Origin of the sequence: Salinimicrobium profundisediminis, from assembly GCF_026241755.1 — a bacterium.
Lineage (GTDB): Bacteria > Bacteroidota > Bacteroidia > Flavobacteriales > Flavobacteriaceae > Salinimicrobium > Salinimicrobium profundisediminis.
In genome coordinates, this window is the sequence record NZ_JAPJDA010000006.1 from 8,454 (window position 1) to 26,680 (window position 18,227).

Annotated in this window: 16 protein-coding genes; 5 read left to right on the top strand and 11 right to left on the bottom strand. The window is 41.6% G+C overall.

The genetic code is table 11. The features are described 5' to 3' along the window. The first annotated feature begins 898 nt into the window (after nucleotides 1–898). From OQ279_RS04650 to OQ279_RS04665, 4 genes are read left to right on the top strand one after another with little or no spacing between them, the layout of a single operon-like run. A complete protein-coding gene (locus OQ279_RS04650) occupies nucleotides 899–1,444 on the top strand; it encodes an RNA polymerase sigma factor (protein ID WP_266068661.1) in 546 nt (181 codons plus the stop codon). Then, the gene (locus OQ279_RS04655; protein ID WP_266068662.1) at nucleotides 1,428–2,045 is read left to right on the top strand and encodes a hypothetical protein; all 618 of its coding nucleotides are present in this window, start codon (nucleotides 1,428–1,430) and stop codon (nucleotides 2,043–2,045) included. The genes OQ279_RS04650 and OQ279_RS04655 overlap by 17 nt, the downstream gene beginning before the upstream one ends. Beyond that, on the top strand, nucleotides 2,026–3,426 hold the full coding sequence (locus OQ279_RS04660) for a YggN family protein (RefSeq protein ID WP_266068663.1): 1,401 nt from the start codon (nucleotides 2,026–2,028) through the stop codon (nucleotides 3,424–3,426). Before OQ279_RS04655 ends, OQ279_RS04660 begins: the two co-directional genes overlap by 20 nt. A 7-nt stretch (nucleotides 3,427–3,433) precedes the next feature. Next, complete coding sequence (locus OQ279_RS04665; protein ID WP_266068664.1) at nucleotides 3,434–4,135, top strand: peptidoglycan DD-metalloendopeptidase family protein; 702 nt, start codon at nucleotides 3,434–3,436, stop codon at nucleotides 4,133–4,135. 110 nt (nucleotides 4,136–4,245) lie between these two features. On the opposite strand, the gene OQ279_RS04670 is transcribed toward OQ279_RS04665, so the two are convergent. The 11 genes from OQ279_RS04670 to OQ279_RS04720 form a co-directional block, all read right to left on the bottom strand. Then, nucleotides 4,246–4,830 (bottom strand): DUF2911 domain-containing protein, encoded by a 585-nt coding sequence (locus OQ279_RS04670; protein WP_266068665.1) that lies wholly within the window; start codon nucleotides 4,828–4,830, stop codon nucleotides 4,246–4,248. A gap of 79 nt (nucleotides 4,831–4,909) precedes the next feature. Continuing rightward, nucleotides 4,910–5,407 (bottom strand): DUF2383 domain-containing protein, encoded by a 498-nt coding sequence (locus OQ279_RS04675; protein ID WP_266068666.1) that lies wholly within the window; start codon nucleotides 5,405–5,407, stop codon nucleotides 4,910–4,912. Between the two features lie 148 nt (nucleotides 5,408–5,555). Then, on the bottom strand, nucleotides 5,556–6,287 hold the full coding sequence (locus tag OQ279_RS04680) for a VIT1/CCC1 transporter family protein (protein WP_266068667.1): 732 nt from the start codon (nucleotides 6,285–6,287) through the stop codon (nucleotides 5,556–5,558). Nucleotides 6,288–6,305: 18 nt separating this feature from the next. After that, the gene (locus OQ279_RS04685; RefSeq protein ID WP_266068668.1) at nucleotides 6,306–6,836 is read right to left on the bottom strand and encodes an iron transporter; all 531 of its coding nucleotides are present in this window, start codon (nucleotides 6,834–6,836) and stop codon (nucleotides 6,306–6,308) included. 197 nt (nucleotides 6,837–7,033) lie between these two features. After that, on the bottom strand, nucleotides 7,034–7,552 hold the full coding sequence (locus OQ279_RS04690) for a DUF4199 domain-containing protein (RefSeq protein WP_266068669.1): 519 nt from the start codon (nucleotides 7,550–7,552) through the stop codon (nucleotides 7,034–7,036). Nucleotides 7,553–7,730: 178 nt separating this feature from the next. Then, nucleotides 7,731–11,090 carry a preprotein translocase subunit SecA gene (secA, locus tag OQ279_RS04695; RefSeq protein WP_266068670.1) on the bottom strand — a complete coding sequence of 1,120 codons (3,360 nt, stop codon included), beginning with the start codon at nucleotides 11,088–11,090 and terminating at the stop codon, nucleotides 7,731–7,733. A gap of 88 nt (nucleotides 11,091–11,178) precedes the next feature. Beyond that, nucleotides 11,179–11,400, bottom strand: coding sequence for a DUF2795 domain-containing protein (locus tag OQ279_RS04700; protein WP_008272287.1), 222 nt, complete (start codon nucleotides 11,398–11,400; stop codon nucleotides 11,179–11,181). Between the two features lie 154 nt (nucleotides 11,401–11,554). Then, nucleotides 11,555–12,130: a cob(I)yrinic acid a,c-diamide adenosyltransferase gene (locus tag OQ279_RS04705; RefSeq protein ID WP_266068673.1), complete on the bottom strand. Its 576-nt coding sequence runs from the start codon at nucleotides 12,128–12,130 to the stop codon at nucleotides 11,555–11,557. Between the two features lie 474 nt (nucleotides 12,131–12,604). After that, complete coding sequence (locus OQ279_RS04710) at nucleotides 12,605–12,775, bottom strand: hypothetical protein (protein WP_266068674.1); 171 nt, start codon at nucleotides 12,773–12,775, stop codon at nucleotides 12,605–12,607. Nucleotides 12,776–12,880: 105 nt separating this feature from the next. Then, nucleotides 12,881–13,582: an ABC transporter ATP-binding protein gene (locus tag OQ279_RS04715; RefSeq protein WP_266068675.1), complete on the bottom strand. Its 702-nt coding sequence runs from the start codon at nucleotides 13,580–13,582 to the stop codon at nucleotides 12,881–12,883. A gap of 507 nt (nucleotides 13,583–14,089) precedes the next feature. Beyond that, nucleotides 14,090–15,043 (bottom strand): O-methyltransferase, encoded by a 954-nt coding sequence (locus OQ279_RS04720; protein ID WP_266068676.1) that lies wholly within the window; start codon nucleotides 15,041–15,043, stop codon nucleotides 14,090–14,092. A 183-nt stretch (nucleotides 15,044–15,226) separates the two neighbouring features. Here OQ279_RS04720 and OQ279_RS04725 point away from each other — a divergent pair, with 183 nt between their 5' ends. Beyond that, complete coding sequence (locus OQ279_RS04725; protein WP_266068677.1) at nucleotides 15,227–18,025, top strand: DEAD/DEAH box helicase; 2,799 nt, start codon at nucleotides 15,227–15,229, stop codon at nucleotides 18,023–18,025. Nucleotides 18,026–18,227 lie beyond the last annotated feature (202 nt).

Below are 18,227 nucleotides of genomic sequence, written 5' to 3' on the forward strand. Positions count from 1 at the left end.
TAAACCCGCAACTTGCAACCCGAACCTCTTCCGCAGTATTATCTTCCAAAAATGCCATTTTCAGCACCTCTTTCTGATCTTTTTGCAACTGACAATTTCCCATGTCAGAAGGAATTTCTCAGTCTTAAAAAAGCTCCTTCGAAATGACAACAGAAACCTGTAGCAGGACAAAACATGTAACCTGCAACATGCAACAGGGTAAACCCGCAACTTGCAACCCGAACCTCTTCCGCAGTATTATCTTCCAAAAATGCCATTTTCAGCACCTCTTTCTGACCTCTTCGCAACTGACAATTTCCCATTTCAGAAGAAATTTCGCAGTCTTAAAAAAGCTCCTTCGAAATGACATCAGCAACTTGCAACCGGGCTAAACCCGTACCCCGTAACCCGCAACACTTCCGAAGTATTACCTTCCAAAAATGCCATTTTCAGCACCTCTTCCTGACCTTTTTACAACCGACATTTTTCCATTCCAGAAGAGATCCTTCAGTCGTGAAAAAAGCTCCTTCGAAATAACAACAAGGAACTTGCAACCGGTCTAAACCCGCAACCCGAAACGTCCAACCCGCAACCCGCAACCTGCAACTGGAAAAATTTTCAACCCGAACCTCTTCCGCAGTATTACCTTCTAAAAATGCCATTTTCAGCACCTCTTGCAACCCGCAACTCGTAACCCGCAACTCGCAACTCGCAACTCGCAACCTGCAACCCGCAACCTGCAACCCGCAACCTGCAACCCGCAACCCGCAACTCACAACCCGCAACTCACAACCCGCAACTCGCAACCCGCCACTCTTCCGCAGGTATTAAGAAAAAAATCTACATTTAGTGATAAATTTTGCAACGCGACTTGTTTCCTGTCGTCTTTAAAGTGAAACCCAACCAAACTGAAGTTATTTTGATACAACATCAATTAATAGAGGCTTGCAAACAAAATGACCGCAGAGCCCAGCTCAAGCTCTACAATAAGTATTGCGACGGCATGTACTATGTGGCCCTGAGGTTCGTAAATGATCCGTTTGAAGCTGAAGATGCCATGCAGGAAGCTTTTATAAAGGCTTTTCAAAAACTGGCACAATTTACAGGCGAGGTATCGTTTGGGGCCTGGCTTAAACGGATCGTGATAAATAAATGTCTCGATAAATTAAAAGCCCGAAAGCTGGAGATGGTTGCGATCAATGAACAGGTGTTGGGAACGGTTGAAGAGGAAGAGAACTGGAATGTTGAGGACGGGGTAGGTATTGAAGAGGTGAAGGAGACGATGCAGCAATTGCCCGAAAAATACAGATACCCGTTGATGTTGTATCTGCTGGAGGGTTATGACCATCAGGAAATTGCAGAAATACTCGACATTTCGCAGGTTGCTTCCAGGACCCTTGTTCACCGCGGAAAGAAAAAATTACAGGACGAATTAAAAGAGAAAAGATATGGCACAGGATATTAGAAAGATGTTGCAGGAAGACAAGTCGTTGCCTTCTCAACCCCCAAGAGGACATCGTAATAGATTTGAAGCGAGGCTGGAAGAGCATTTTCCGGAGAATAAACAGGAAAAATCTTCTAACAGGAGTTTCTTTTTCCTCAAAATAGCTGCCGTGCTGGTCGTAGCACTGGGTGTAGGCTTCTTCTTCCTTAATAATAAAGGAACTTTTAGCGGAAATGAGATCACCGATGCTCCCGCAGAGGTTGAACAGGAAAAGGAAGAGGAAATCGAGGTAACCAAAGAATATCAGCTTAGCGATGAATCTCCCGAGTTCAGGAAGATTGAGAATTTCTACCTGGCAAGCCTCAATATTGAGCTTGCAAAACTGGATGTGAATGAATCAAATAAGGCATTAGTAGATTCTTTTATGACACAACTGGCAGGTCTTGACCAGGAATACAAAAAGTTGAATGCCGAAATTAGTGAAACCGGCCTTACCGAAAGCAGTGTTGAGGCTTTGATCTCCAACCTGCAGCTTAGGCTGGAGCTATTGTACAAACTGAAGAATAAAATTAAAGATGTCAATCAATCAAAAATACAGGGAAATGAAAACTACAAAGCTTAAAACAGCAATTATTGCGCTGCTTTGTGCAACCGCTGGCCTGGCGCAAACGAGTAAACTAAATAAAACGTTTAAGACGAATAAGGATGTAACCGTTAATATTAACGCCCGCCACACGCATATTGACGTGGAGTATTGGGACAGGAACGAAGTGCAGGTTTCGGCCTTTCTCGAAGGTGGCAGTGAGGACCAGAACAAGATGCTGCAAAGCTGGAGGCTTGATGTAGATGGATCGGCTTCAGAAGTAAGGATACATTCTGAAGCTACGCCAGGCGGCCCGGGAGATTTTAATATGGCTGCCCTGCAGGCACCACTTGCAAAATTACCCGAAATGATAGCGCCCCTCACCGAAATGATGGGACCAATGCTCGAGAGCCTCGCGACAAACCCGCCACTGCCGCCAGAATTTTATGCGAGTGTGGGGAATATCAATTTTGACTACGAACAGTACCAAAAAGATGGCGAGAAATATATGGAGAAGTTCGAGAAACAGATGGAAAAGAATTTTGGGAAAGACTTTGAAAAAGCCATGGAAGAATGGGCCCAAAAGTTTGAAAAGGATTCTGTGCTCTGGAAAAAGCATGAAATGAGAATGGAGGCCTGGGGCGAAGACTTTGAGAAGGAGATGGAAGCCTGGGGAAAGACCTTCGAAAAAGATATGGAAAAGTGGGGTGAAAGTTTTGGAAAGGAAATGGAAGCCTGGGCTGCCAATATTGAAAAAGAAGCTCGCAATCAAAATCCTAAATCAGGGGCAAATGTTATTGTGCTCAAAGACCATAACATGGCTAAAAAAGTGCTGAAGGTTAAAATTCCGAGGTCTGGACAGCTTAAACTAAAGGTGCGCCACGGGGAGGTAAAGCTTGCCGGCACCACAAACAATCTAAGAGGAGAGGTTTCACATTCAAAGTTCAATGCTGCAGAAATAGCAGGGGAAAATACCAATTTTAGAGTTGCGTATACTCCTGTGATGATCAAGAGCTGGAAGTATGGCGTTCTCAATGCCGCTTATGTGCAGGATCTTAAAATTGAAAAAGCCGAGAGCCTGAAGCTCGATTCCAATTCCAGTAGTGTTTACCTTAAAGAATTGGGGGAGACAGGAATTCTCTCAGGAACTTTTGGAGAGCTTAAGATCGACAAAGTGTCTCCTAAGTTTAAAAGTCTGGACGTTACTTTGGAGAATTCAGACCTTATCCTCGACCTGCCCGAAAGTGCTTTTAACTTTACATACAATGGAACCAATAGCGCAGTGAAATACCCTAAAGGACTCAATCTGACTTCAAGTAACTCCTACGATAATCAAAAACTGAAGGGCTACAATGGAAGCCAGAATGCGGGAGCAGCGATAAATATCTTTGCAAAATTTAGTGATGTTGTGCTGAAGTAATTTATTTTTGGCAAAAAACATCATGCCAGATGCTCATTTTCTAACCGGCCTCACTACAGGATTTACACCTGTAATTGATGCCGGTTTTTCTTTGGAAGATTATCAGCACGTCGATCTTTCGGTTAATAATGCTGAATTGACACAAGAGCAATTAGATTCCCCGGAAGCTTTCCAGCAGTATATAGAAACATTTCTTCGGAAGAAAGGTGGAAAAGTAGCCTGGGGCGGCTATAACGAACACCGCGGACTTTACAAGCGCAGCAAATTGTTTTCTTCGGCTGAAGATGAGGAATTAATAAGGAACAGACATATTGGAGTTGATATTTGGGCTCCGGCGGGTACTGCAGTCCTGGCGGTGCTCGATGGGAAGATCCACAGCTTCCGGAATAACGACAACTTTGGGGATTACGGCCCTACGATCATTCTTGAACATGAGGCTGAAGGAAAGCACTTTTACACCCTTTATGGCCATCTTCAAAAGAAATCTTTAGAAGGATTAGCAGTGGGCCTGGCAGTGAGGCAGGGAGAGCAAATCGCTGCTTTAGGTGACGCTTCTGAAAATGGCAATTACGCCGCCCATCTACATTTTCAGATAATTCTTGATTTGCAGGGAAAAGCAGGGGACTATCCCGGTGTAGCCAACAAAAAAGAGCTGGACTTCTTCCTGAATAACTGTCCTAATCCTAACTTACTGCTGAAGATAAAGTAAGTGCTTTAATGAATCGTGCTTAGTAGAGTAAAGATGTTGATTTGAAAGGAGAATTAATGTTTTTTCCAAAGCCTCGAGATCTAACAAAATCACCTCTCAAAAATGCCATTTTAGAAAGCTCTTACTCGTTGCAGTGTCTCCGGATTTCTTATTGGAACACGTATGAGGGTTTGATCCCATGCCAGATTTAAATTGATGAATTCGCGCTGGTTTTCAAAATTTATGGTGAATTGTTCTACGGGGTTTTTCAGCTTTCGAACAGGAACTTCAATGGTAAGCACATCATAATCTGCAACACGTGACGGAAGCTTGTCTGCCGTAATACCCCAGGGGTACATTTCAGAATTAAAAATAACCTTCCACGAATCTTCCATCGGGATCGTCCATAGGGTGTAGGTGCCGGCGGGAAGCGGCGAACCATCTACGAGAATATCTTTTGAAGTTGTAAAGGTGGTAGCTTCGTTTGCTCCTGTTCGCCACACTTCGTTGTATGGTACAAGGCCGCCAAAGATTTCCCTGTCTTTTTTATAAGGTCTGTTGTAAAAGACTTCAAGGTGTAGATCGCCACTGTTATATTCTACAGTATCTTCAGGACTATAAGACTTGGTGTTATTTTTATAAATTATGTAGATAAGCATTACAACCCCCAGGACTACAAATAGTCCGGCGAGACCTTTTCTAAACGTACTTTGCATAGATTAAAGATAGCGATTTTCCACCGGAAGCTCACATTTTATATCCCGACCTCATTTAGAAATATACCGGAAAGTTAGTTTATACCGCCTTCAGTTTGCGGACTCGTGGCTGGTTGGAAGGGTCTAAAGCTTCTTCACCAGATTCATACTTCTGGCATTTCTCCACAGCATTTTCAATGGTTTCTTTTTGTTTTTTCAGAAGCTTGAGGATCTCTTTTGGTAAAGCTTTCTTTTCCAGTAATTCATTATAAATTTCCAGGTTTTCCTGATCCTTTTTTCGACATTTTTTCAGAAGTTTTAAAGGTTTGGCTTTTACAAGGGCTTTTCTCTCTTCCCGCCAGTCACGATCAAGATTTCCTTTTTGCACCCAATCTCTTGCAGGTTCTATGCCCGCCTGTACCAGTTGTTCCGAAATTTCGTAGCTAAAGCGATTCCTGTTTACAGTCTCGTGGTTGAAAAATCGCTTCAGCTCCACTTGCTGTACATCTTCACTTGCGTTGTAGTATATACGCTCTGCTTCAAAACTCTCTGTAAGCAGCCAGTTCAACTTCTTAAATTTAGAGTAACGATCTTCCATAGTTGTCAATTTTATATGTTCGAAGATAACTACAGAAACAGATTATGATCTGCCAATCTATTGTTAAATAGCTGATTTTTAATAGAATATTCAGTAAAATTTAAGAATAAAAAATGAGTTGTTAAGAATTTAAAGTCTTAGAAAACAATTAGAAGTTTACAAACATTTTCTCAAGCACATCTCCTACAAAATAGGCTAGAAAAGCAGCTATTCCTCCCAGAAAGAGGGTCTCTAAAATGCCAAAAAAGAGGTTCTTTTCGGTCACAATACTCTTTAAACTACCAATTATAGCAAGGGCTACTGCTGTGAGGATGCAGGAAAAGGGAAAGAGTTCTTCATCAATGGCAGGCCCTCTGCCTGCAAAGAAATATGAAAGAAGTGGGACCGACCCTACTATTACAAAGCTAAAAAAGGTCATGCCTGCAGTTTTGTAAGGGGTTTTATCACTTTTCACCATTTCCAGTTCCTCTTTCATCATGGTGTCTACCCACACCTCTTTATCGGCCGTAATTACTTCAACTACTTGCTCGAGCAGTTCGCCTTTAAAGCCCTTTGCAGCATAAATTTCACGTATTTCCTGTATTTCCTTTTCCCGAAGATTTTCTACTTCCCAGTATTCTATTTGTTTATGGCGCTCAAAAGTGTCTCTTTCGGTCTTTGTTGAAAAGAAATTTCCCACGCTCATAGAAAAGCCATCAGCAATAAGATTGGCCATTCCCAGAATTACCACAACCTGAATTCCCAAATCTGCTCCTTCGGCCCCGGCGACTACGGCAAAAGTGGTAATAGCACCGTCAATACCGCCGTAAACAAATTCGGAAATATAATCTTTGTTGAAAAAGAGATTTTTCTTGCCGGAATGAAGTTGTTTTTCCTGCATGGGAATTAAATCTAGAGGTTATTCGGGACCATGAGGTTCTCTGCCGGTTTCCATTTCAATTTCGATCTCTACCTGTACATCCTTTTCAAATCGCTTGCCTTTGATCTCATCATGTCTGTGGAATTCGGGAGCCGGGATTTCAAGCTGAACGTTATATTTTCCCTCCTTCGGAATTTTAAAGAATGCGCCGTAATGCAACAGGAACGGATGCCATAAAAATGGAAAATCTGTTTCTATGATCTCCTTTCCCTGGTCATCAAGTACTTTACCGCGGATTTTTAGGCCGGGAATAAAACGTTTATCGTGTTTATCTCGCACCACGATTTCAAGATGCGTGTTAAAGCCTTCTTCGGGCGTATTCCATTTTAATTTCCCGTCTTGCAGCTGGTAGGTGCCTTCGGCTTCTTCTGAAGCAAGGCTAATAATATAATCATCTACCTCTTTTTCGGCATGGTTATCCATTTCCTTCATATAGTCCAGCGCTGCAGAATATGCCTTGCCCTGGTCTTCGGCCAGTTTGATCTTCTTCTCGTTGTCTTCAATTTTCATTGGATACTTTTTTAGGGTTGTTCCATGAAGTTAAGCAGCAGCTGAATTTTTTCCTGCCAATGTCCTGTTAAAAAGGGGGCTCAAAAATGGCATTTTTAAGACCCCTTCTAAAAATTTTTTCAGAAGAAATAAAAGAATCTACTTACAGTCCTTTTAATAATTTTCCTGCGGAAGGATTTTGCAATCTTCCTGTTTATCTACCTGTATGGGGTAGTGCCTTTAACCTGATGCGGATTTGGTACTTTTCGCCGCAACATGAGCGCAACAATAGCAGCTGTGATCAAACCGGTTATTGCCGCCCACACCATACTTTGAATAATGTAGTTTTGAGGGTTGAAATAGGCTTCGGCTTCTTCCGGAGTCATTTCTCCTGCTTCCACAGAATATTCGGTGATATGACTGAAGTAGTCGGGCGTGATCACTTCAATTATTAGGAGTTGTACAAAAGGGGAGAAGATCACGATACCAAGGGTTAAAAAAGCTCCCGATTTAAAGCCTTCCTGCCAGTTCATAACCCCGTTATAATAATTTTTCCTTTTATCGTAGAGGGCGAGCAGGTAAATACCAATAGCTACTATGGCAAAAAAGCTGGTGTAAAATGAATGTTCTGCAATGTATTCGTCGTGCAGGCCAAAGAGTTTTTCTCCCAGCATCCAGAGTATCATAGCCACAGAAAAGATGATCGCCCACTTGATTTCAAAAAGGTATTTTCTCATTGTAGTTTAGTTGGTTCTTTAAACTTAATGAAAATTGGAATAAATAAAGCAGAATAAAAAGATAAAGCCCGAAAAGCAATTTTGCTTTTCAGGCTTTATCCCTCTGTCTTTCGGGCATCTCCCCTCAGAAAGGGGAGAAATATGTAATATTTAGAGTCAGCGGACGACTGATTACTGCCTATTCATCAACAAGTACCCAGTCTCCTTTGTCTAATAACGGGATAGCCTGTTTGAACTTCATGCTCTTGTTCTCACCGGTCATTACGTTCTTGATGGTTATCTTATCGTTGCGACCAATTTTAGGACGTTCGCGGGTAATGGTTTCGGTCACCTGCGGGCGGCGCTGCTGAGTTTGGCCTGCGGCCCTGCTCTGTGCAGCTCTCTCGTCCATATTAGGGATCTCTTCTTTTGAGGTCTCCACATTTTCTTTCCTTCGGGTCTGTCTCGCTTCGCGGATCTGCTCGGGGTTTGGTGCCGGAAGTTCCCCTTTGAAAAGGAAGGAGATCACATCTTTATTCACCTGGTCAAGCATTACCTTGAACAGCTCAAAGGCTTCAAACTTATAGATCAAAAGCGGATCTTTTTGCTCGTGCACCGCCAGCTGAACGCTCTGCTTAAGCTCATCCATTTTGCGAAGGTGGGTCTTCCACGCATCATCAATAATGGCTAAACTTATGTTCTTTTCGAAATCGGTGATTAATTGCTTTCCTTCAGTTTCATAAGCTTTTTCCAGATTCGTCACCACCTGCAGGGTTTTCACCCCGTCGGTAAAGGGAACTGCAATTCTTTCAAAGTTATTGCCCTTATCTTCCCACACCTGCTTGATCACCGGGTAGGCAGCTTCGGCACTGCTCTTCATTTTATTGCGGTAATGCTCATAAGCAGCTTTATAGATCACCTGTGCGATCTTCTGGAAGTCCATTTTGTCAAACTCTTCTTCAGTAATAGGAGAGCTCATGGAGAAATAACGGATCAACTCGAATTCAAAGTTCTTGAAATCGCTCGCCATTTTGTTGGTTTCGGCAATATTTTCCGAAGTATCATAGATCATATTAGCGATATCCACGCGTAAACGGTCCCCAAAAAGGGCATGGTAACGGCGCTTGTAAACCACCTCGCGTTGTGCGTTCATCACATCATCATATTCTAACAGACGCTTACGTACACCAAAGTTGTTTTCTTCTACCTTCTTCTGGGCGCGCTCAATAGATTTTGAGATCATGGAATGTTGAATCACTTCTCCTTCTTCGAGACCCATTCGGTCCATCAACTTCGCAATTTTCTCTGAACCAAAAAGGCGCATCAAATTATCTTCAAGAGACACGTAGAACTGTGAACTACCTGGATCTCCCTGACGACCGGCACGACCTCTAAGCTGCCTGTCAACACGTCTCGAATCGTGGCGCTCTGTACCTACAATTGCAAGACCCCCTGCTTTTTTTACTTCAGGAGAAAGCTTGATATCGGTACCACGACCAGCCATGTTGGTGGCAATGGTCACTACGCCGCTGTTACCGGCTTCGGCAACAATATCGGCCTCTTTTTTATGGAGTTTTGCGTTTAATACGTTGTGAGGAACTTTTCGAAGCGTAAGCATTCTACTAAGTAATTCTGAAATTTCTACGGAAGTTGTACCAATAAGTACAGGTCTCCCGGCCCTTGAAAGATCGGTCACGTGATCAATTACAGCATTGTATTTTTCACGTTTTGTTTTGTAAACAAGGTCTTCTTTATCCTGCCGGGCAATAGGGCGGTTGGTAGGAATTTCTACCACATCAAGTTTGTAGATCTCCCAGAATTCTCCGGCTTCGGTCACGGCAGTACCGGTCATACCAGAAAGTTTACTGTACATCCTGAAGTAATTCTGAAGCGTAACTGTAGCAAAAGTTTGCGTTGCATCTTCGATCTTTACACTCTCCTTGGCTTCAATTGCCTGGTGGAGCCCATCGCTGTAACGGCGGCCTTCCATGATACGCCCGGTTTGCTCATCTACGATCTTCACCTTATTGTCCATTACCACATATTCTGTGTCTTTTTCAAACAGGGTGTAAGCTTTAAGGAGCTGGCGCATGGTGTGAATACGCTCGCTTTTCACGCTATAATCACGGAAAAGGTCTTCTTTTTTCTCGGCTTCTTGTTCTTTGGAAAGGCCTTCTTTTTCGATTTTGGCGATCTCCATCCCAATTTCGGGCATTACGAAGAAGTCGGGATCATCTTTCCCAGAAAGGAATTCGATTCCTTTATCGGTAAGATCAATCTGGTTGTTTTTCTCTTCGATCACAAAGTACAGTTCGGCGTCAACCTTCGGCATTTCCCGGTTGTTGTCGGCCATGTACTTGTTCTCTGTTTTTTGAAGTAAGGCCTTAACACCTTCTTCACTCAAATATTTAATGAGCGCTTTATTCTTTGGAAGTCCGCGGTACACGCGAAGCAATTTTAACCCACCTTCTTCAGTATCTCCTGCGGCGATTAATTTTTTAGCTTCAGCAAGAACCCCGGTAAGGTATTTTCGCTGTACTTCAACAATATTGGCAACAGCAGGCTTTAACTGATCGAATTCGTGAATATCTCCTTTAGGAATTGGTCCTGAAATGATCAATGGGGTTCTGGCATCATCCACCAACACCGAATCTACCTCATCTACAATCGCGTAGTTGTGGGGGCGCTGTACAAGATCATCGGGAGAATGCGACATATTATCACGCAGGTAATCGAAACCAAATTCATTATTTGTTCCGTAGGTGATGTCGGCGTTATAGGCTTTTCTACGTGCTGCCGAATTGGGCCTGTGATAATCTATACAATCAATTGTAAGCCCGTGAAACTGGAAAAGTGGTGCCATCCAGGCGCTGTCACGCTTGGCCAGGTAATCGTTCACCGTTACCAGGTGAACTCCGTTGCCGGTAAGGGCATTTAGGTACATGGGGAGCGTTGCCACAAGGGTTTTACCTTCCCCGGTTTGCATCTCGGCGATTTTCCCCTGGTGCATGGCAACCCCGCCTATAAGCTGTACATCGTAGTGCACCATATCCCAGGTAATAGGTTTCCCGGCTGCATCCCACGAGTTATTCCACACGGCATAATCGCCATCGAGATTGACATAATCTTTTTCTGCAGAAAGTTCACGATCATAAGCTGATGCTGTGACCTTAAGCTGTGGATTGTCTTTAAATCGTTTGGCAGTTTCCTTTACAGTGGCAAAGGCCTCGGGGAGAATCTCGTTAAGTACACCTTCAGAAATTTCGTAAGACTTTTCTTTTAAGGCGTCTATTTCGGCGTAGATATCTTCTTTGCGGGTAATGTCTTCAGATGCATCGGCTTCAGTATTAAGGTTGGCAATTTGTTCATTCACCTCCTTAAGTGCATCTTTGATCCTTGTTTTGAAAGTAACTGTCTTTTCGCGCAGTTCATCCAGGCTAAGAGCTTCAAATTCTTTTTCGAGAGCGAGTATCTTGTTGACTATAGGCTGAATTTCCTTAATGTCTTTTTTAGACTTGTCGCCGACAAAAACTTTCAATACGGTATCTAAAAAACTCATATGTTTTTGTGGTATTTAATATTTCAAAGTTAAGCAAAAAAAAAGCCTCAAATCTGAGACTTTTTTCTGCTTTTATTGTGGTGTGCTTTTAATATTCATCTTCATTCCAGAGGTAATCCTCATCTGTAGGGTAATCTGGCCAGATTTCCTCTATTGAATCATAGGAATCCCCTTCATCTTCAATCGCCTGTAGGTTTTCGACAACCTCCAGGGGAGCACCCGTCCTGATGGCGTAATCAATTAACTCATCTTTTGTGGCGGGCCATGGTGCATCGCTAAGATAGGATGCTAATTCTAATGTCCAATACATCGGTTAATCGGTTTAAATTTTTGCAAAAATAATTTTTTTGACGAGAAAGTCAAGAAAAAATTCATCTTTTTATCACTAATTTTAAGAACGTGGTATCTACTGTAATTCCTTTAAAAATAGAGGACTTCTGCAGAGAAACTGGTTGAAATCAATTTTAGGAATTCTTTTGTGGAATCCATTTAACTTCTTTCACCTGTAAGTCATGAGACAACTTTCGTGCCAGCACAAAAAGATAGTCACTTAGGCGGTTAAGATACTGCAGCACCTGCTCCTCAAAAGGTTCAATTTCATAAAGCGCGGTGGCAAGACGCTCGGCCCTGCGGCACACACAGCGGGCTACGTGACAAACTGACACGGTTTGATGCCCCCCTGGGAGTATAAAGTGTGTCATGGGCGGCAACGCTTCATTCATCCTGTCAATTTCCTGTTCAAGAAGTTCAATATCTTCCGTAGAGATCTTAGGGATATTGAGGCGTTCTTTGCCATTTTTGAGGACTGCCTTTTCAGGATCGGTGGCAAGAATAGCACCCAGGGTGAACAAACGGTCCTGTATCTTTACAACGATCTCGCGGCTGTGCTCATCTACCTGCTGGTCGCGCATAAGGCCCAGGTGTGAATTGAGCTCATCTACCGTGCCGTAGCTATCAATGCGAATATGGTGTTTTGGAACCCGTGTACCGCCAAAAAGAGCGGTTGTTCCCTTGTCGCCGGTTTTAGTATAAATCTTCATTTTTATGTTTTTAAGAACTTCCTGTTGGAAAGGGCGCCTAAAGTAAGAAAATAAAGAGGGGTTTTAAAATGGGATTGTAGGAAGTTAAAGTTCGGAAGTTATTTTCTGAAGAGGTTCCAAAAATGCCATTTTTGGGAGGTATTTTCCGGAGATCATCTTAGTTTAGAAGTCAGGTGGAAATATTATAAATGAGGCTTTTACATGGTCATTTCTTCCCTGCTGAAGAATCCTGTACTTTGCCTGTTTTTTGTCTCCTGAATTTCTTCTGAAAGTTTTTGCCTAAAGAACGCCTCCATTCCAGCTCTTTTTTCCTGCGTTTACGGCTTCTTATCCATAATAAAAAGGCGACGCAAACACATAAAAGGGCCAGGTACAAGAATAGTTCGTTATTCCAGAAGTCATTCATGGCGCACAAAGATTTCAGAAGATAATTTAATAAATCATCTGATTATCCTGTACTTATAAAGTGTTAATTCAATACCTGCAGAATTTATTTCTTTTTCGCTCGTTGTACCGGTTTCTGAAATTCCTGTTCTTTTTAAGCTCCCGGTTCTTTTTTGTGCGATTGCCATTCCATAAGAAGAAGGCTAGAAAAACCACAATAATGATGATATAGAGAATCGTGTCGCTATCTAAAAATGACATTTTTGTTGGTTGAGGGTTAGCTAATTCGAGTTCAGAGGTTTTTTCTTAATGAAGAAGTTACTGCTTAAAAATTGTTTTGTCTTAAAACATTTTTCTGCCAACTGATTACTGACCACTAAGAACTTTTTTGCGTTCGTCACTTTCGATCATTCCGTCCCGAAGTCGGATAATGCGATGGGCGTGACGGGCGATATCTTCTTCGTGAGTAACCAGGATTACGGTGTTTCCTGAAGCGTGTATGTCATCAAAGAGATTCATGATCTCTACGGAAGTTTTTGAATCGAGGTTCCCTGTAGGCTCATCGGCAAGGATTATTGACGGATTATTCACCAGGGCTCTACCCACAGCAACTCTTTGGCGTTGTCCTCCTGAAAGCTGGTTGGGTTTATGGTCCATCCGGTCGGCCAGGCCAACATCGGCAAGTACTTTTTCGGCGCGCTCTTTTCTCTGACTTTTTGTAGCTCCGGCATAGATCATGGGGAGTGCCACATTTTCTAAAGCCGTGGTGCGGGGAAGAAGGTTGAAGGTTTGAAAGACAAATCCTATTTCTTTATTTCTGATCTCTGCCAGCTCATCATCACTCATTTGGCTCACATCCTTACCGTTGAGGATATACTGGCCCGAAGTTGGGGTGTCAAGACACCCAAGGAGATTCATAAGGGTAGACTTTCCCGATCCCGAAGGACCCATAAAAGCTACATATTCTCCTTTTTCAATATCGAGATCGATACCTTTTAGAACTTTTACAACTTCCTGTCCCAGGTGAAAATCCCTGGTAATTTGCCTTATTTTGATTACGCTGCTCATAAGCTAATGTGAATTCAAAAGTTAGACGCAAGTTAGGAGAGTTTGTTACAATTATCAATAAGCAAGAGGAAGATTTGAAGATTTGAAGATGTGGGGATTTGAAGATTTGTTTGTCATCCCACACCTTTGACTCTTCCTAAAAGAGTGGAACTATTTAAGAATTCTCCCACTCTTTTGAAGAGGACAGGGAGAGGATAAGTGCATAATTAAGCTCCCCGGAGGAGCGTAATATCTATAGGATGTTAATTAAGTCGATTTAATGAGCTCCAGCGGAGCGTCATATTTTTAGGAGGTAATGCGCAGTGGGAAGTAGTAATTTTGAAATTCCTCAATCAGGAACAGGTAATCTTTTTTGCGCTTCTTTGCCCCGGCCTAAAAGGAGGACTCCAAAAAATCTTACCTGAAGAGAAATGTTTAGAAGTAAGAAATTTTATACTAGGAGAAATGACAAAAATGCTATCAGCTTTTTTGTTCACTGCCTACTAAATACTGCGTACTGCAAACTTATCAGACACGAATCACGAAATGTTCCTTTTCCTGTTCTCTTCTGAAAAATACGAGGCCCCATTGAAAAGTATCTATAGAAACCTTCACTTTTGGGTGGGCTTTTATCTCTTCCCAGGCTTCTTCCATACCTTTTGACCAGTGAATATCATCAAAGATCATTACAGAATCGTTATGCACCGTTGGGAGTAGTTTCTCAAAATAGGATAGTGTGGCTTCTTTTTGATGGTTGCCGTCGATGAATAGTAAATCGAAGTTATGAGTTATGATGAGTTCAGAGTTAAGAGTCTTTGGTCGCATGTTCCCAATTCCCTGTTGCCTGTCCTCTGAAGCTTCAGCGAAGGATGTCTTGTTATCGATTGAGTAACTCTCTGAATCTTGAATTTTGAATTTTAAATCCTGAATCCCCCCGTCCGTTGTCCTCTGTCCTCTGACCTCTGATCCCTGAACCCTGACCATTAAATATTTCTCAAATTCCCCAACCTTCAGCTCAATATTCTCTAATCCGAATCTTTGAAAATTTTCCGAAGCAATTTTAGCTGTTTGGGGGCAACCTTCAATAGTAGTGACCTTTATTTTATTCCCGGCTGCCATTGCCGCTGTGCCCAGCCCAAGGGAAGTTCCAAGCTCCAGGGCTGTTTCTGCCTCTAAATACCTAACCAGCCGATTAAGGAGTCGGGCGCGTTTGGGAGAAATGCCTGCCGTTTTTGCCATTTTTGACAGCTTACGGACTTCAGAAGTAAAAACTTTACTTCCGGCACCAAAATCTTTTACTTTAATTGCTCTTTTGTCCTTCAGCAAAGATCTTCTGTATTGCTTCAGCAGCGCATAAGAAGAGTATTTTCTTCGGTCATAAAAACAGCGGGTCACCAGCCCATAAACAAAAGGCGAATGCACTCCATGTTGATTGGTGGAGCGGAGAAGAAAACGGAAATAGGCTTTGACTAAATGAAACATCTATATGTTAATATGATAACTCAATTTTACTCATTTCAAGCTCCAAATTCCAATATTTGCTTTAATTGAGAAACTAATATCTAAATTTTGCTTTGCTTGCAAATGTAAGTCAAAACCTTATTTTTAGAGCGTGGAAGTTATAACCAACTAAAATGAAAGATGCAGAATAGTCGACTTTCAAACATGGAATTGATAAAAAGCCTTTTCAAAGGTAGGCAGGATGTTTTTGCACGTCATTGGCAAAAGGGATCAAAAAAAGGTTATATGCCGGCATATCAATTTGATCCTTACATGTTCCGGCTTCACAAGATGAAGGGTGGTACATTTAAGTCTTATGAGCAAAAAACTTTTCTTTCGCTTACAGATAATGAAATTGAGAAGCATCTACAGGGCGAGCAGCTCATTGGTATTTATCCTTTATTGCAGGACAATACCTCCTGGTTTATTGTTGCAGATTTCGACGGCAATAACTGGGCAGAAGAATGTATTTCTGTAATTAATACTTTAAAAAGCAGGGGAATTCCTGCATACATTGAAAGATCACGTTCGGGAAACGGAGGACACGTCTGGATCTTTTTTGAGGGGAGTTATCCGGCGATCAAAAGTCGAAAATTATTCAAGACCCTGCTGGAAGAAACCGGCGCATTTTCTTTGTTGGATAAAAGTTCAAGTTTTGACAGACTCTTCCCTAATCAGGATGCTTTATCGGGAAAAGGTTTGGGAAATTTAATTGCCTTGCCATTAAAAAGGGCAGGTTCAGGAAAGCTGAGAGTAACACTTGATAATAAAGTTATTTTGAATAAATGGTCATTGCCTCCTTCAGTTGCAGCATATTTAAAAGATGAATTGAATTTTGCCAATTCAGAATTTTTCATCAAAAAGAAGACAGGTAAAAGTACCTGGGGCACAGATCGATATTTTAAGACTTATGAAGAGACAAGTGATCATCTACTACTGCCGCGGGGATTTATTGGGAAATTTATCCGGTTCTGTAGAAAGCAGAATGTCGATCATGAATTTATAGATCAAAGAAAAAAACCAAAAAAGGTTAAATTTTCAGCAGGAATAGCGCTGCGGGAACATCAAAAAAATGCTGTTGCAGCAGCAAAAAGAAAAGATTTTGGAGTTATTACAGCACCTCCGGGTTCAGGAAAAACTGTTATTGGCCTGCAGATTGTTGCAGATAAAGGATTACCGGCCCTTATTGTGGTGCATAGGAAACAATTAATGGAGCAGTGGATAGAGCGTATTGAAGGCTTTCTCGGAATTCCGAAAAGGGAAATTGGTAGGATTGGACAGGGAAAAGCCAAAAGTGGAAAGTTAGTTACGGTGGCTATGATACAGAGTTTAAGTAAACAAATAAAAAAAGCTGAAAATTCTAATTTCTCTCAATCCTTTGGAACCGTTATCATTGATGAATGCCACCATATCCCTGCTGAAACTTATAAAAATGTGATTTCCCAACTTACTCCATTTTTTCAGTATGGATTAACTGCAACCCCTTTTAGAAAAGGAAGTGACGGAAAAATGATCTTTACATATTTGGGAGAGCTTATAGCTCATATAAATTCCCATGAAATTGAAAATTACAAACGGGCGAGGGTAATAATTCGCAATACTTCTCTTGATATACCATACAATTCAAAAACAGATCCTTTCGAAGTATTGTCTAAGGTACTCGTGCATGATTCAAACAGGAACAGGCTTATTTGTGAAGATGTAACACTTCAAGTTGAGAAAGGGAGAAATGTTGTTTTGCTAACTGAACGTAAAGAACACATAGACATACTTTACCTACTACTTAAACAGTTCTTTGAAACGATAACCTTGAGCGGAGATGATTCACAGGTAAGCCGGAGCCTAAAATGGGAGAGCTTGAGAAAAGGAGATTACCAGGTTTTAATCACCACCGGCCAGTTTTTTGGCGAAGGATCTGACCTGCAAAATGCCTCTACTCTTTTTCTTGTTTATCCTTTTTCCTTTAAAGGAAAGTTGATTCAGTACATAGGTCGGGTTCAGCGTTCTGAGCTTACTCCTGTAATTTATGATTATCGGGATCATAAAATAGAGTACCTGAATAAACTATTTCTGAAGAGAAATACCTATTATCGTCATTTCGACAAGCAGGTTACTTTGTTTAATGAAGAAGAACTGTCAATGAAAAATTCTACAGCTCCAAAAATTTTTAGTGTTGATGAGGATCTCAATATTTTGTGGGAGGATCTTGATTTTCGCTTTGGTGCAGTTGCTTTTACTTATCAAATACCCAACCCTGCCATTAAACTTGAATTTGAAGTTGAAAATGACCTTTTTAGACCGGAGTTTGACGTTCTGAAACCCTATTTTGCTAAAGTTTTGAAGTCGGGAAAAGTCCGGATTAAAATTTCTGCTGAAATTCAGGAGGGAAAAATAATTTCTCAAATGGCAACTTCCAGTGATCTGGAAGAGCTTGATGAGGAAATACTGCAAAGTGTAAAATTCAAATTCCTTGAGAAAGGACTTTTCAGAAAAAAAAGTAAAGGTGAAGAAATGGAAAAAGATCAACTTCAGACAGAAAATAACATTTCAGCTATTTTTGGTTCCGGGGAAGACTTACTTCAGGTTATTTTAGACAATAACAAGTATAAGCATTCCCGGCAATTAAAATATTTGGCAGCCAGGCATGAATACAATATTCTGAAGCTCCGTTTTGTTCTTGATCCTTTTTCTTTCCTTTTCCTTATTTCAGGAATAGATCAATACCACCTTGTGCTCGAAACTCTAGACACAGAAGAAGCGACTTATGTGTGGCATTTCAATAAGAATGAACTTCAGAAAAATCTAGTTTATATTGATGGGGAATTAAATTTCATTCGGAATAAAGGAAGAAAACAATATCTAGAAAATCAGCCAAAAAATTTCAGCCGTATTTTTCATGATTATTCTGATGATCGAAAAGGATTTGTTATTTGGAAGGATTTGCTGGAGGAGAGGATGGTTTAGCGGTGACTAAAATTTGGTCATGCCCTGTCTCAATCACCCCTTTCGGCGGCTTAGAGTCCCGAAAGAGGGTTTGGAGAAATCAACCGCTTTCAGGGTAAAAAAACCGCTGAAAGGGTTGGGCAATCGATCAGCTCTTTCGGCGGCTTGGAGCCCCGAAAGAGGGTTTGGGGAAATTAACCGCTTTCAGAGATAATAAAACTGC

Bases quoted from the DNA above. Each gene is read 5' to 3' on its own strand.
- OQ279_RS04725 (WP_266068677.1), top strand. From the start codon at position 15,227: ATGGAATTGATAAAAAGCCTTTTCAAAGGTAGGCAGGATGTTTTTGCA.
- secA (WP_266068670.1), bottom strand. From the start codon at position 11,090: ATGAGTTTTTTAGATACCGTATTGAAAGTTTTTGTCGGCGACAAGTCT.
- OQ279_RS04680 (WP_266068667.1), bottom strand. From the start codon at position 6,287: ATGCAGGAAAAACAACTTCATTCCGGCAAGAAAAATCTCTTTTTCAAC.
- OQ279_RS04685 (WP_266068668.1), bottom strand. From the start codon at position 6,836: ATGAAAATTGAAGACAACGAGAAGAAGATCAAACTGGCCGAAGACCAG.
- OQ279_RS04710 (WP_266068674.1), bottom strand. From the start codon at position 12,775: ATGTCATTTTTAGATAGCGACACGATTCTCTATATCATCATTATTGTG.
- OQ279_RS04715 (WP_266068675.1), bottom strand. From the start codon at position 13,582: ATGAGCAGCGTAATCAAAATAAGGCAAATTACCAGGGATTTTCACCTG.
- OQ279_RS04670 (WP_266068665.1), bottom strand. From the start codon at position 4,830: ATGCAAAGTACGTTTAGAAAAGGTCTCGCCGGACTATTTGTAGTCCTG.
- OQ279_RS04675 (WP_266068666.1), bottom strand. From the start codon at position 5,407: ATGGAAGATCGTTACTCTAAATTTAAGAAGTTGAACTGGCTGCTTACA.
- OQ279_RS04660 (WP_266068663.1), top strand. From the start codon at position 2,026: ATGAAAACTACAAAGCTTAAAACAGCAATTATTGCGCTGCTTTGTGCA.
- OQ279_RS04720 (WP_266068676.1), bottom strand. From the start codon at position 15,043: ATGTTTCATTTAGTCAAAGCCTATTTCCGTTTTCTTCTCCGCTCCACC.
- OQ279_RS04655 (WP_266068662.1), top strand. From the start codon at position 1,428: ATGGCACAGGATATTAGAAAGATGTTGCAGGAAGACAAGTCGTTGCCT.
- OQ279_RS04690 (WP_266068669.1), bottom strand. From the start codon at position 7,552: ATGAGAAAATACCTTTTTGAAATCAAGTGGGCGATCATCTTTTCTGTG.
- OQ279_RS04705 (WP_266068673.1), bottom strand. From the start codon at position 12,130: ATGAAGATTTATACTAAAACCGGCGACAAGGGAACAACCGCTCTTTTT.
- OQ279_RS04700 (WP_008272287.1), bottom strand. From the start codon at position 11,400: ATGTATTGGACATTAGAATTAGCATCCTATCTTAGCGATGCACCATGG.